At 66.2% G+C, this 13675-nt stretch carries 10 protein-coding genes; 7 read left to right on the top strand and 3 right to left on the bottom strand.

Annotated features, from left to right (window positions below; translation table 11 throughout):
• Together OC534_RS05090 and OC534_RS05085 are read left to right on the top strand one after the other, a co-directional pair.
• A partial coding sequence (locus OC534_RS05090; protein ID WP_262071498.1) for a DUF2345 domain-containing protein occupies positions 1-686 on the top strand: 686 nt, incomplete at its 5' end.
• Between the two features lie 43 nt (positions 687-729).
• Positions 730-3654: a DNA repair protein gene (locus OC534_RS05085; protein ID WP_229296396.1), complete on the top strand. Its 2925-nt coding sequence runs from the start codon at positions 730-732 to the stop codon at positions 3652-3654.
• A 45-nt stretch (positions 3655-3699) separates the two neighbouring features.
• Here OC534_RS05085 and OC534_RS05080 read toward each other — a convergent pair whose 3' ends face one another.
• The 3 genes from OC534_RS05080 to OC534_RS05070 all read right to left on the bottom strand — a co-directional run bounded on the left by OC534_RS05080 (position 3700) and on the right by OC534_RS05070 (position 5910).
• Positions 3700-4668 carry a formylglycine-generating enzyme family protein gene (locus tag OC534_RS05080; RefSeq protein WP_262071497.1) on the bottom strand — a complete coding sequence of 323 codons (969 nt, stop codon included), beginning with the start codon at positions 4666-4668 and terminating at the stop codon, positions 3700-3702.
• Positions 4669-4765: 97 nt separating this feature from the next.
• Entirely contained in the window at positions 4766-5269 is a 504-nt protein-coding gene (locus OC534_RS05075) for a DUF3592 domain-containing protein (protein WP_017357020.1), read from the bottom strand.
• A 17-nt stretch (positions 5270-5286) separates the two neighbouring features.
• Entirely contained in the window at positions 5287-5910 is a 624-nt protein-coding gene (locus tag OC534_RS05070) for a hypothetical protein (RefSeq protein WP_166473077.1), read from the bottom strand.
• Positions 5911-6199: 289 nt separating this feature from the next.
• Between OC534_RS05070 and OC534_RS05065 the strand changes: the two genes are divergently transcribed.
• From OC534_RS05065 to tagF, 5 genes are all read left to right on the top strand, one after another.
• On the top strand, positions 6200-7111 hold the full coding sequence (locus tag OC534_RS05065; RefSeq protein WP_262071496.1) for a M15 family metallopeptidase: 912 nt from the start codon (positions 6200-6202) through the stop codon (positions 7109-7111).
• A 105-nt stretch (positions 7112-7216) separates the two neighbouring features.
• Complete coding sequence (locus OC534_RS05060; protein ID WP_026070970.1) at positions 7217-7477, top strand: PAAR domain-containing protein; 261 nt, start codon at positions 7217-7219, stop codon at positions 7475-7477.
• Between the two features lie 59 nt (positions 7478-7536).
• Positions 7537-8961 carry a hypothetical protein gene (locus OC534_RS05055; RefSeq protein WP_153164011.1) on the top strand — a complete coding sequence of 475 codons (1425 nt, stop codon included), beginning with the start codon at positions 7537-7539 and terminating at the stop codon, positions 8959-8961.
• 17 nt (positions 8962-8978) lie between these two features.
• The gene (gene tssM / locus OC534_RS05050; protein ID WP_026070971.1) at positions 8979-12695 is read left to right on the top strand and encodes a type VI secretion system membrane subunit TssM; all 3717 of its coding nucleotides are present in this window, start codon (positions 8979-8981) and stop codon (positions 12693-12695) included.
• A complete protein-coding gene (gene tagF, locus OC534_RS05045; protein WP_017357293.1) occupies positions 12692-13675 on the top strand; it encodes a type VI secretion system-associated protein TagF in 984 nt (327 codons plus the stop codon). The genes tssM and tagF overlap by 4 nt, the downstream gene beginning before the upstream one ends.

Here is a 13675-nt window from a genome sequence, read left to right as displayed (position 1 = left end):
TGATGAGCCTGACGCCGGCCGACCAGGTGTGGGTCAGCGGCACGCAGACCACGCTGGCCTCAGGCGTGGCGCTGAACTGGCTGAGCCAGGGCTCGCTCACCCTGGCGGTGTCCGGCGGGCTGGTGCTGTACACCGCCGGCAACGAGGCCAAGGCGGACAGCCCCAACACCGAGCGCGGCATCGCGCTGCACGCCGCGCAGGGCAAGGTCAGCGCACGCGCGCACAAGAATCTGGCGCAGCTGGCGGCCAAGACCGCGGTCAAGATCGCCAGCACCGAAGCGGACGTGCTGGTGTCGGCACCGGCCAAGCACGTGCTGGCCACTGCCGCCGGTGCGTACCTGCGCATCGAGGGCGACAACATCGAACTGGGTGCGCCGGGCAAGGTGGAGTTCAAGGCCAGCCAGCGCGAGTGGACCGGGCCGGCATCGGTGCCGGGCTCCGTGGTGCTGGTCAACACGGCAGAGGCCTTCAAGCTCAAGTACGTACTGCGCGACTACACCGGCAAGATGATGGCCAATGCGCCGTACACCCTGTTGATGCCCGATGGCACGATCAAGGAGGGCACCACCAATGCCCAGGGCGAGACCGAGCAGGTGATGACCGCCGGGCCGGAAACCATCCATCTGATCGTTGGCGAGGACGAGCAGCAGCACGAAGGCTACTACCTCGCTCCCGAAGAAGGTTGAGTGGCCATGAAGGCCCCCGCCGGACACCTCCAGGAAGAATGATATGGCGAATGGAAATTTCAGGCTGACCTACGAAGACGGCAACCGCGGCGTTCACCCCGCCGCCAAGGTGCGCTATCGGATCCTCCAGCTGCCGGGGCGCGAACAGGTCGCGACGGGCGCAACCGACGCCAACGGCTACACAGTCAACGTGGACAGCCAGAAGCAGGGCTACTTTCCGCTGACCAGCGTCAGGCCGATCGCACCGGTCATTCCGATGAAGGCGCCCACGCTGCTGCGCTTCACGCTGCAGGTCTGGGACTACGACCTGCAGCAGTGGGCCGAGCCCGACCTGAAACCGGTCAGCAAGCCGGTGCATGGTGGCAGGAACGAGCTGAGCATCGGCACCAACGCGATCACGATGGCGCCGGTGGTCTGCGAGCTCTCGCTGCAGCCTTACCTGCGCGTGCTGTTCCAGATGCAGGCCAACAATACGCCTATCGCCAGTGCGCCGTATGAAGCGGTAATGCGCAACAAGGACGGCGACGAAGTGGCCGGCCTGGATGCCGCGCGCAAGCCGGTCAAGGGCAGTACCGGCAAGGACGGCATGACCCCGCGGATCACCTGCAACCAGCCGCTGAAATTCAAGTTCACGCTGCCAGGCAGCAAGTCCGGCCGCAACACCGAGCTGCTCGTGCCGCTGATCAAGGGCCAGCAGGTCACCAAGTACGTGCTTGGGTTGAAGAGCCAGATCGCCTCCACCGAACCCAAGGATGGGCGGACTGCCACCATCCAGGGCAAGGTCAGCGCGCCGGCGGTGCTCAATCCGCAGGCCGAGGAAATGCTGCTGCTGGGGCCGAAGGAATGGGAGGAGTTCGAAGCCCTGAGCGGTACCATTGAGAACACGATGGCCGGGCTGCATCGCGCCCGCGACAAGCTCACCCTGGCGCTCCAGGGGCGCAGCCCGGAGGAAGTCAAGGCGGCCGAGAAGGCGCTGGGCATCGCCGAGGACGACGTGGCCAAGATGTTGAACGACAAGTTCGACAAGCTGACCGAGCTGCAGGAGCTGGTGACGTTCGAGACCTATGACAAGGGCCGCACGACGGGCAACGGTGGGGTCAAGGACCGCATGGGCATGCGCCGCCGCTACATCCCCAAGGCCAAGTACGAGGATCTCAAGCGGCGACGCGTCAAGGGCATCCCGATCAAGGTGGACATGGGGGTGGCGGGCAAGGTCAAGGCCGGCAACACGACCGCATCCAACAAGGCCAAGCATGACCCCTACGGCAAGGAGGACTTCGACCGCGCCAAGTTCATGGAGTCGCTGAAGAAGATCACGACGGCGGCAAAGGTCAGCAAGGAGGTCAAGACCGACCCGTACGTGTTCGACTTCATCGAGGTGGCCGGCAACGAGTTCGCCGAGACGGTCAAGAAGAGTGAGAGTTACGAGGTGCAGAGTTCGGCGCAGTGGCTGCGTTTCGTGGCCGGTGCCGGTGCCAGCGCCGAGGCGAACTGGGACCCGAAGAAAAAGACCGCCAGCGTCAAGGCGCAGGGCAGTGCCTCGGCCAAGCTCGTGCTGCTCGAAGCCAAGTGGGTGCACACCTATTCGGTACCGTCGGCCAAAGGCTGGCAGATGCAGTTCCAGAACATCGACCTGGGCGCGATCGTGTTTGTGGTGGCCTGCGAGCTGTATGGCTTCCTCGGTGCGAAGGCATCGGTGGTCGGCTCGGCCGAACTGACCTACGTTGGTGGGAAGCCGACCGCAACGCCCACACCGCGCGACCGCGGCGATTCGATGTCCGAGAATTTCGATACCGCCCACGGGCTGCCGCGCGCCAACCTCGATCCCGCACGGGTGGTGCCGATGGGGCAGAACGAAGGCGCGCCGAAGGGCAGCAAGGCCGGTGTGGAAATCAACGCTGAGGTCTTCGCCGGCGTCGAAGGTGGCATCATTCCGTCCGGCGATCTGCGCTGGCTGCCGCCGGATCGCCGTGAGCCGGTCAGCTTCGCCAAGCTGTCGGTGGACATCGCCGGCAGTGCCGGTGCGGGTGCCAAGGCGCAGCTGGTGATCTATTACGCCAAGGGCAAGTTCCGCATCAAGGCGGCCGCCCGTCTTTGCTGGGGGCTCGGTGCCAAAGGCGCGGTCGATTTCGCGGTCGATGCCGGCGGCATGGTCGAGTTCGTCAAGTGGGTGTATTACCAACTCGCGCATGCCGGTTTCAAGGCGCTCACCTACATCGCCCAGGACGCGTTCCAGGCGTTGTCGCAGATCCTGTTCATGGTCATCGCCGAAGACAGCAGGGTCGGCCAGTACCTGACGGAGTCGTTCGCGACGGTCAACGTCATGTTCGATTCGCTCCAGGCGCGCCTGGAGCGCGCGGAGGCACGCTCCAAGCTGGTGAACAGCATCAACCAGAAGCCGGAATGGCTGGTCTACGCCACGCCGGAAACCCGCGGCATGCTGCTGTATGCGATCACCCGCCACTACGCCGAGACCCATACCCACAACGCACCGACGATGGACGTGGGCTGGACAGACGTGCAGGTGCATGCGTTGCCGGCCCACAAGCAGGCGATCCTCAACGTGATGCTGCCGATCACCACCCGTCCGGAGTGGGAGAACGTGATGCAGCACATGACGGTGGACGGCCGCCGCCGCGCCGATTCGGGCAAGGCCGAGGGCGACGTGGTGCGGTTCCTGGATTACGGCTGGTCGTTGAACAACGACCTGCCGTCGGTGTTCAAGCAGATGAACGTGCTGTCGCGCGACAAGCCCAAGGATGTCGGCAATACCTACCTGCAGAAGTACATGGAAAAGCGCGTCGCGCTGCTGAAGGAATTCCCGCGCGGTTACGAGGTGGCATACCTCAACGCCATCGACGATCCGGTGCAGCTGGCCGCATTGGACGGCACGGAATCCCCGACCTTCGCGATGATGGACCCGGTGGACGTCTGGTTGAACCGCGACGACACCACCATGATGGCCTGACGCCAGTGCCGGCGGGGAGGTTCAGCCTCCCTGCCGGTCTGCACCTCAGCGGGGCGCGGTCGCGCAGCGGAAACCGTTGCCGCCGTTCGGGTTGGGATTGCCTTCCAGCACATTGCCTTCGCCATCGGTCATCGGGCCCGGTTCCGGCACGCGGTGATTGCGGGTGAAGGTCATGGACGTGATCGAAAGCTGATCGGCGGCACGGTCCGTACTGCTGCGCTGCACGCGCTCGGTACCCGAGGCCGGGCCGCGCGGATTGCGGGTCTGGCGGGGATCGTACTCGGGGGCGTACCAGTCGGCGACCCACTCATAGCCGTGGTCAACCATGTCATACAGGCCGAGGGGATTGGGGGGAAACGCGCCCAGCGAACTGGTTCGTGAACGCGTGCCATGCATGTCGGCGAAGGCGTCGTACTGGGCGATGCTGGATACGTTGCGGCCATCCTCCAGCGTGCCGGTGTCGGTCGCGTAGACCCGCATCTTGCCGCCGGCCCGCGCCGCGTATTCCCACTGGGCTTCGGTGGGCAGGGTCATCGGGGTGCCGATCTGCTTGCCGATCCATTCGCAGTACGCGACGGCCTGGGTCCAGCTCACACCGGCCGCGATATCGGGCAGGGTGCGATAGGGCTGGTCCAGTGTGCTCTGCGCGACCCGAGGTTTGCCCACCGCGTCGGTATACACATCGAAGTCGGCATAGCTCACTTTGTGCGACTGCAGCGCGTAATCGTCCAGCGTCACCTTGCGCAGCACATCATCGTCGGTGGTGCCGGAGTAGGGCAGTTTCTCGTCATTGTGCTGCGGGCCGAAATCGCCCATCAGGAACGTTCCGCCCTTGACCTGCACCAGCTGCGCGCGGGTTTTCGCCTTCAGCGCATCGACCGCCTTGGCCGTATCCGCAGTGGGGGGCGTTGGCGGCGTCGCGGCTGCCTTGCCGTCATCGGCGTGGCACGCAGCCGTCCCCAGGATGAGCGTCATCGGCAGCATTGCGGCCATCAGGGTACGGTTGGAAAACATGCCAGGTTCCTTTGACAGTGATGCTTTGAATAGTAACAAGCAGCCTGTTTGGAATGTGAATGCTGGCGCACAGATGCGCACGTGCGCGGTGCCGGGGTCAGCGGGCGCGCCGGCGCGTTCGGCGCATGCTTCTGCGTGGCCAAAGCAGCACGCCGAGGCCGACGCCAAGCACGGTCAGCAGCAGGCCGAGGCCGCCCCAGATGAGCGAGAGACCCCACTCGGCGAAGGTGCTGTCCAGACGCGCTTCGTCGGGTGCATCGGCGCGATAGCGCACCTTCACCGCATCTCCGGTGGCATGGTCCGCAGGGAAGCTGCACTGGCCGCTGACAAACTGATACGGCTGGTCATCGTTGGCGATGAAGCTGATTCGCGGGCAGTAGAACTGGCGACGCTGGCCATCGCTGTCGCGGTCGGTCGACCAGACCTCGACCACGCCGACCACCTCGCCGGTGGCACTCAGCGATGCGGCGCGGAAGCGCAGCGCATCGCGCGCGAACCAGGCGGTGAGGGCCAGCATGCACAGCCCGATCGCCAGCGGCGTGGCCCATAGCCAGTGCACGCTGATGTCGTCGGAGCGTCCGTCGGGGCGCAGTGCAGTCATGCCGCGTGACGCACCACTTACATCGCCGGGCAGGCCGGATCCTTGCCGAGTACCGCGGCGCAGATCTTGCGGCGGCAGTCGATGCCCTTGAGCGTGTTCGCGCCCGGGCAGCGGCGCAGCTGCGACTGGATGTTGGAGCTGGTGGACGCCGTGGACTTCTTGCCGCCGATGCTGTCGAACGCGGTGTTGGCGTCTGCATCCTGCTGGCGCTCGTCGGCCTGGATCTGGGCGATCAACGCATCCATCGTCTCCGGCTTGGCCTGCGCCTTTGCCTTGGGCTTGGACTTGTCTTCTTCCTTGATGATGCCCAGCAGCGTGCCCAGCAGATTCTCGTCGCCTTTGGGCCTGTCACGCGAGGTGCGCGCGATGGTCGCGGGCGCGGCCGCACGTGCAGCGCCCGCGGTGGCACCGGCCGTGGCGGCCGCCGCCGCGCCGGCCACCGGTGTGGCTGGATCTGTCGCATCGGTGCCCGCGCCGGTTGCCGGCGTCGTTGCGGTGGATGCGGCGTCGGCGGGTGCCGGGGCGGCATCGACGATGGTCGCGCCACCGGCATCAGGTGACGGTGCAGCTGTTGCATCGGCGTTGCTTTCCGGGGGCAGCGAGTAGCCGATCGGTTCCTCGGCGCTGCTGCCCGCGCTCATCCGCCAAGCGGCCAACGCGCCCACGACGACGACGGCCAACGCCATAAGCGACAGCCACAGCCAACGACGTGATCGGGCTCCGGTTGCGGGTGCGGCGCGTGCAGCGCCGGCCACCGGCCGTCCTTCCATGTCAGCCAGGATCCGGCCAGAGCTTGCTGCCGGACTCTTCGTCTGCGCTCCCCCTGAGAGCAGACTTGGTCGATTTATTCCGCCATTATTCAAGTGCATCCAGCCCTTGTTTGGGTCGGCGTCTGCCGAAAGCGAACCGCCCCATTCTAGTGACTGGGGCATGGCCGTCAACAGCGTATCTCAGGGAGCAGCAGTGGTCGTCATTCTCATAGGAGCGGTGGTGCTGTTGGTGGTCATGGCAATGGTGTGCTGGGTACTGATGTTTCCCGATGCCTTTGATCGTGTGCAGGCGCAGCTCGGCCGCTGGTTCGGTCGCGTCGGCCAGGCCGCCAGTGGCGCCGGTCGGCGTGTATCGCAGCGCACCGACCGTCTGCAGGGCGGCGTGCGCGAGGAGCTCGGCGCGGCGCAGGGGGCGCTGCGACGGCATTGGCCGGTCCTTGCGGCGGCCGTTCTGCTGTTGTCGATTCCGCCGCTGGTCATTCTGATCACGCGGCAGAACGTGGTGCTCGATGAGTTCCAGGGCGACGACCTGTCCGCGTCGGGCTCGATGGTGGCCCAGTTGCTGCGGGGCGAACGGCTGACCCCGCCGCCGCCGCCGCCGCCGGAGGTCTTCACGACCGAAGAGATTCGCCGCACGCGGCCGGAAATTGTGACGGCCGACAGAAAATGGGGGCAGATTGATCCGGACCTGCAGCAGCGCGTGCTGGCGATCTACGAAGTCATGCGCCGACAATATGGATATGAAATGGTGCTGGTGGAAGGGTACCGCAGCCCCGAGCGGCAGGCCGAGCTGATGAGCGGCGGCAAGGCGACGCGTGCGGGCGCCTGGCAGAGCTGCCATCAGTATGGGCTTGGCGTGGACAGCGCACCGATCCGTGATGGCAAGCTGCAATGGGACATGGGGGATCCCTGGACCAAGCGCGCCTACTTCCTGTACGGCGAACTGGCCGAACAGGCCGGGCTGGAGTGGGGCGGCAACTGGCGCAGCATCAAGGATTATGTGCACGTGGAAATGTCGCAGCGTTGCCGCGCGGCGCGTGCGGCCAAGAAAGCTGAATTGGCGGGAGGGTGATACTTTCGCCGGTCTACTGGTATCGTTGCGGGACGATCCGGATCGCCAGGGGGTACAGGGGGCGATGGAATGACCGGATGCGCACGCAATCAAGGAGCATGATTGATGTCACGACCATTTGTTGTAGTCGGGGATAAGTTGAGCCACGGTGGCACGGTGGTAAGCGGCGCTGCCGAAACCGACATCGGCGGCAAGCCCGTAGCGCGCATCGGCGACAAGGCGGTGTGCGCGGCGCATGGGCCGACCACCATCGTCAGTGGCGACGCCACGGTGATCATCGACGGCAATCCGGTCGCGCGCGATGGAGACCGCACCGGCTGCGGCGCCACGCTGATCGCATCGCAGGCAACGACAGGCATCAACTGACAGGCAGCGTCGGTTCGACGGAACAGGATGGTTCGATGACTCAGGGAGCGGGACGCTAGATGTCCGGGATACTTGGGAAGGCGTTTTCGGTGATCGCGGTGTTCGCGGTGACCTGGGGAAGCGTGATTTTCTATTGGCGGAACAGTGGCACGGTACCGACCGGCATGGAGATGCTGGCGTACCTGGGCCTGTTGCCGGTGGGCGTGAGCAGCGCCGGCTTCATGCTGCGCAATGCCGGCCGTTCGATGCTGGACAAGGCCGTGGCCGCAGCCGACGCGCCGGACGCGGCGGACACGCCGACGGCCTCGACGGCGACGGACGCCGCGTCGCGCCCGTCCTCGGTGGCCGTGCTGGCCACCGACATGCGGCTGGGCCTGGACATGGACGCGGGCGCCTTGCTCGCGGCTGCGGGCGCATTGCCACGACCGGGCCTGGACGGGCGCTTCCATGATCGCGACGGACTGCCGCTGCTGATGTGCGCGGCCGCCGACCTCGACGACGCCCGCGTGCTGAAAGCGCAGATGGGTGCCTTCGATACGCGCGCCGCCGAGCGCCGTGCGATGGCGCTGCTCGAACCGGTGGCCGACAGCCTGCTGGCGCAGGCGCTGCTCGCCTTGCCCGAACTTGAGGTGGCCGAAGAGCGCGTGGTGGCCGGCCTGCGCCGTCGTGACGAGCAGGTGGTGGACTCGGTGCTGGCCATTGAACTGCTGGTGCCGGTCGATTGGTCGGTGTCGGTGCGCGGCTTCTGCGCCGAGTGGCTGCAGGGTCGGGCCGAGGCCAATGGCCTGGACGCCCGGCGGTTCACGGTTGACGTCGGCATCGCGGCCGACGCCGGTGAGGTGTGGTCGCGCGTGCAGCGCATTGCCGATGCGGTCGGGCAGGGGACGCCGCCGTGGTATCTGCTGCTCTCGTGCAGTTCGGCGATCGACCCGGGCGTAGTGGCGGCGTGGCTGGAAGAAAACCGCATCCTGCACCGGCAGAACAAGGAAGGCATGATTCCGGGCGAAGGCGCCGCAGGCGTGCTGTTCGCCACGCCGTCGGTGGTGACGAAGGAAACGCCCGTGGTATGGCGACCGCAGCGGATTGAACTGGCGCCGCAGGCGGGCGCGGCGGAACGCCGCCGGCAGAGCGAGGCGCTCGGGCGTGGCCTTCTGGGCAGCCTGACGCTGCCGCCCGATCGGGTGCAGATGGTGCTGCACGATGCCGACCAGCGCAGTGAACTGGCGGTGGATGCCTCGGCCGCCGCCACGGCGGTCAATCCGGATCTGGACATCGGCCGGCAGACGTTGGCCCTGCCGGTCTGTGCCGGCGAACTCGGGCCGGTACTGCCGCTGGCGCTGTTGACGCTCGCCCATCACCACGCGGTCGCTGCGCAGAGTGCGGCACTGATTCTCGGCGTATCCGCGCCCGACCAGCGCCTGGCGGCGCTGGTGGATTTCCCTTCTTCGCATGACCCGTCGGCCGACAGCGTGTCGCCGGCCTAACCCTGGACGCCTAGATGATGTTGAGTAATTTCAGGTTCTTCCTCAGCGACTATCGCCTGTGGATGGTGATCGGCTTGATCGGCGCGGGGTCGCTGGCGTATTTCGGCGCGGCCGAGGCCCGGCAGATCGGCATCTGGGTGGCGGTGGTGCTGGCGGCGCTGTTGCTGTTGGCGCTGATCGTGTGGGTCATCAAGCGCATCCTGGCCCGGCGGGCGGCCAAGCGTGTGGAAGCCATGGTGCAGACCCAGGCCGACCAGGCGGTCGCATCGGCGCAACCGGCGCAACGCGCCGACACCGAAGCGCTGCGGTCACGCATGATGGAGGCGGTCAAGCAGATCAAGTCCTCGCGGCTGGGGGCGCTCAAGGGCAAGGCAGCGCTGTACGAACTGCCGTGGTATGTGATCATCGGCAATCCGGCGGCGGGCAAGAGCACCGCGATCCTCAACTCCGGGCTGCAGTTCCCGTTCGAGGACAACCGCAGCAATGTGATCCAGGGCATCGGCGGCACCCGCAACTGCGACTGGTACTTCACCACTACCGGGATCGTGCTGGATACCGCCGGCCGCTACTCGGTCAGCGTTGAAGACCGCATGGAGTGGCTGACCTTCCTTGGCCTGCTGAAGAAGAACCGTCCGCGCGCGCCGATCAATGGGGTGATCATCGCGGTCAGCATCGCCGAACTGTCCGGCAGCAAGCCCGAGTTCGCCATCGAACTGGCCAAGAACCTGCGCCAGCGCGTGCAGGAGATCACCGAGCGGCTGGAAGTGTTCGCGCCGGTGTACGTGCTGTTCACCAAGGCCGATCTGATCGCCGGGTTCAGCGAGTTCTTCCGCAACCTGGATCCGTCCGAACGCGAAAGCGTGTGGGGTGCGACGCTGCCGTTCGATGTGCAGGCGCAGAGTGATGCGCTGACCGCCTTCGATGCCCATTTCGATGAGCTGGCCGAAGGCATCAAGGAAATGAGCCTGTCGCACATGGCGATGCAGCGCGGTCGCGAGGTGTCGCCGGGGCTGCTGACGCTGCCGTTGGAGTTCGTCGGCATCAAGCCGGCGCTGCGCACCTTCATCGCGACGCTGTTCGAGGACAATCCGTTCCAGTTCAAGCCGGTGTTCCGTGGGTTCTACTTCAGCAGCGCACTGCAGGAAGGGCATTCGGTGCATCACGCGTCCGAGCGCGTGGGCCGCCAGTTCTCGCTGTCCTCGCGCGGCGCCGATACCGATGCCGCGCCTACCGGGCAGACCGCGTTCTTCCTCAAGGACCTGTTCCGCAAGGTGATCTTCTCGGACAAGGAACTGGTGCGTCAGTATTCCAGCCCGCACCAGAACCGCCTGCGCTATGGCGTCTTCCTCGGTGCGGTGGGCGTGCTGGCCCTCGCGCTTGGCCTGTGGACCTGGTCGTACACCACCAACGTGCAGTTGGTGAACAACGCCACCAAGGACCTGGAGCAGGCTGTCCGCGTGCAGAAGGACCGCGTGGACCTGAAGTCGCGCATCGATGCGCTGCTGTTGCTGCAGGACCGCATGGAGCAGCTTGACCGCTACAAGAAGCAGGGTGGCATCACCACCAGTCTGGGGCTGTACCAGGGCGACAACATCCGCGCCAAGCTGATGAAGGAGTACTACCACGGCATGCAGCAGGTGATGCTGGATCCGACCGTGAGCAGCCTGGAGGGCTACCTCGGCCAGGTGGTGGCCGAGCGTGACAAGCTGGGGCAGGGCACGCAGGCGGCAGCGGAGAGCGAGGTGCTGTACCAGAACGCGTCGCCGACCAGCACCAACGATGCGTACAACGCCCTCAAGACCTACCTGATGCTGGGCAACCGCAAGCAGGTGGAAAGCGCGCATCTGTCCCAGCAGCTGACCCTGTTCTGGCGCAACTGGCTGGATGCCAACCGTGGCCAGATGAGTCGCGAGGACATGGTGCGGGCCGCCGAGAAACTGATGAACTTCTATGTGGCCCAGTCGGCAGACCCGGGTTGGCCTCAGATCCAGAACAAGGTGACGCTGGTCAGCGACAGCCGTCAGGCCCTGACCAAGGTGATGAAGGGGCAGCCGGCGATGCAGCGCGTGTTCGCGCAGATCAAGGCGCGTGCCGGTGCCCGCTTCCCGACGGTGACGGTGGATTCGCTGGTTGGCGAAGAGCGCAACGGCCGTCTGATCACCGGCAGCTACGCCATTTCCGGTGCCTTCTCGCGCAAGGCGTGGGAGGACTATGTCAAGGACGCGATCAACGAAGCGGCCAACACCCAGCTCAGCACCACCGACTGGGTGCTTGATACCACCGAGCAGAGCGATCTGTCGCTGGCGGGCAGCCCGGAACACATTTCGCGTGAACTGGTGACCCTGTACAAGCAGGAGTACGCCAAGGAATGGACCAAGTTCATGCAGGGGTTGAGCATCGCCCAGTTCGACACCTTCGAGCAGGCCACCGCGCGCATCAACACGCTGGGCGACGCCACCAACTCGCCGCTGCGCCTGCTGCTGGAGAAGATCAACGAGCAGACCATCTGGGACAACCCGGCCGCCGAAGCGCGTTCGAAGAAGGCCAAGGGCGGGTTCGTGGCATGGTTCCAGAAGACCATCCTGCGCAAGGACCCGGAGGCGGCGGTCCAGCAACAGCCGGTGGGCCCGATCGGCAAGGCGTTCGAAGGCATTGCCAAACTGACCACCAAGCGCGCGGACCAGCCGGCGGTGATCGACGCGTACTTCGAAACGCTGGGCAAGCTGCGTGCGCGCCTGAACAACATCAAGAGCCAGGGCGAACTGGGCGTGGGCACGCGCAAGCTGATGCAGGACACCTTCAGCAATGAGGGCTCCGAGCTGAGCGTGGCACTGGCCCTGGTCGACGAGCAGGTGTTGACCGGCCTGGATGCGGCCCAGCGCGACGCGCTGCGCCCGCTGCTGCTGCGTCCGCTGACCCAGACCTTCATGGCGCTGGTGGAGCCGACCGAGGGTGAGGTCAACCGCAGCTGGGGCGCGCAGGTGTACGAGCCGTTCAAGGCACGCATCGGCCAGCAGTATCCCTTCAATCTCAATTCGGACGTGGATGCCGCGCCGAGCGACATTGCCGCGATCTTCGGTGCCAGCGGCAGCATCGCCGCGTTCAACAAGGACGCCCTGGGTACGCTGGTGATCCAGCGCGGCAACCTGCTGGAAGCGCGCCGCTGGGCGGGCATGGGCATCACCCTGTCCAACGAGCTGGTGGCCAAGTACGGCAACTGGGTCAGCGGGGGAGCAGCGGGGGCCGCCTCGCAGGACACCACCATCTTCGAGCTGCTGCCGTCGCCGGCCACCGGTGCGATCGAGTACACGATCGAGATCGATGGCCAGACCCTGCGCTACCGCAACACGCCGCCGCAGTGGACCACCATGCAGTACCCGAACCTGGGCCAGGTGCCTGGCGCAAAGGTCACCGCGGTGGCCCCGGATGGCCGCACCGTGGAGGTGTTCAACGCCGCCGGCGCCAATGGCTTCAGCCGACTGATGAAGGAAGGCCAGTACGAGCACCTGGACGGTGGCAGCAGCCGCATCACCTGGAGCGCCGATGGCGTGGCGGTGACGGTGGAGATGCGCGTGGTGCGTCGTGCCGGTGCTGCCGCCGATGGCGGTGACTGGCAGCGCGGCCTGCAGCTGCCGCAGACCGTGGCCGGCAGCGGCCCGGTGGCACCCGCGCCGACCGCGCCCGGTGCCGTTGCGCCGACCGCGCCTGCGCAGTCGACCGGAGGTACGCCATGAGCCGCGCCGTGAGTGCCGGGGTGTCCTACTTCGGCAAGGTGCCGTCGCGGGGCGACTTCGTGCGCGCGGCGGACAACCACCAGCTGCTCGGCTGGCTGGACCGCTGGGCCGGAGAGAGCGTGGAACTGCTGGCGCAGAACCCGGACTGGAAGCGCGTCTATGATGCCTCGCCCGAGATCCACTACGCCTTCCTCGGTTCGCGCAGCAAGCTGGTCCTGTGCGGGCACTTCCTGGCCAGTCGCGATGCCTCGCAGCGGCGGTTCCCGCTGCTGTCGGCGGTGCGCCTGGAGGCGGCCGAGCCGCTGCCGTTCATCGGCCGCAGCCCGCTGGCCATGTCCAACGCGTGGTCGGGACTGTCGCGCATGGCGCGCCAGGCCTTCAGTGACGAAGACGCCGGTCCGGCGTTGAACGAGCTGGCCGATGCGCGCTTCAGCATCAGCACCGATCCCAGCGCCTACAACGCCACATTCCGTGACTTCCTCGACGGCCAGACCATCGGCTCGATGGAACGCCTGCTGCGCGATGCGGGCCATCCGGACGTCGTGCTGAAGCAGGCGCTGCCGGCACTCGGCCTGCTGCTGCAGCCGGTGCTCAGCGGCGGCGATGTCAACGTGGACAGGGCCCTGGTGTTTCCGCTGGTGCGCGATCCGTTGTACCGGCCGCTGGTGGCGGCATTCTGGCTGGACATCGTGTCCTGCTTCGTTGCCCGTGGCGACTTCGAGCTGGCCGTCCTGATCCGCAACGATGCCGCGCCGACGATGGTGGTGGGCTTCAACGGTGCCGACCGGCACGCGCTGCGCGCGGTGCTGGACCCGGCCGAGGCCGGCGACTTCCTGATCCGCGTGCAGCAGGCCGAATGGGTAGACGACTACCTGCACAGCGACTACAACCTCAATCGCTTTGCCAGCTATCTGGATCGCGATGACCTGGCATTGAGCACGGCGCGCAGCCTGTTCGGCGAGACTTTCCTGGGAACCTGA

Origin of the sequence: Stenotrophomonas sp. Marseille-Q5258 (assembly GCF_946900935.1) — a bacterium.
GTDB classification, from domain to species: domain Bacteria; phylum Pseudomonadota; class Gammaproteobacteria; order Xanthomonadales; family Xanthomonadaceae; genus Stenotrophomonas; species Stenotrophomonas nematodicola.
This window is presented reverse-complemented; position numbering and strand designations above follow the sequence as displayed.

What these genes read in the sequence shown, in the direction of transcription:
- OC534_RS05070 (WP_166473077.1), bottom strand. Translation starts at nt 5,910, where the DNA reads ATGAGCGCGGGCAGCAGCGCCGAGGAACCGATCGGCTACTCGCTGCCC.
- OC534_RS05060 (WP_026070970.1), top strand. Translation starts at nt 7,217, where the DNA reads ATGTCACGACCATTTGTTGTAGTCGGGGATAAGTTGAGCCACGGTGGC.
- OC534_RS05055 (WP_153164011.1), top strand. Translation starts at nt 7,537, where the DNA reads ATGTCCGGGATACTTGGGAAGGCGTTTTCGGTGATCGCGGTGTTCGCG.
- OC534_RS05080 (WP_262071497.1), bottom strand. Translation starts at nt 4,668, where the DNA reads ATGTTTTCCAACCGTACCCTGATGGCCGCAATGCTGCCGATGACGCTC.
- OC534_RS05065 (WP_262071496.1), top strand. Translation starts at nt 6,200, where the DNA reads ATGGCCGTCAACAGCGTATCTCAGGGAGCAGCAGTGGTCGTCATTCTC.
- OC534_RS05075 (WP_017357020.1), bottom strand. Translation starts at nt 5,269, where the DNA reads ATGACTGCACTGCGCCCCGACGGACGCTCCGACGACATCAGCGTGCAC.
- tssM (WP_026070971.1), top strand. Translation starts at nt 8,979, where the DNA reads ATGTTGAGTAATTTCAGGTTCTTCCTCAGCGACTATCGCCTGTGGATG.
- tagF (WP_017357293.1), top strand. Translation starts at nt 12,692, where the DNA reads ATGAGCCGCGCCGTGAGTGCCGGGGTGTCCTACTTCGGCAAGGTGCCG.
- OC534_RS05085 (WP_229296396.1), top strand. Translation starts at nt 730, where the DNA reads ATGGCGAATGGAAATTTCAGGCTGACCTACGAAGACGGCAACCGCGGC.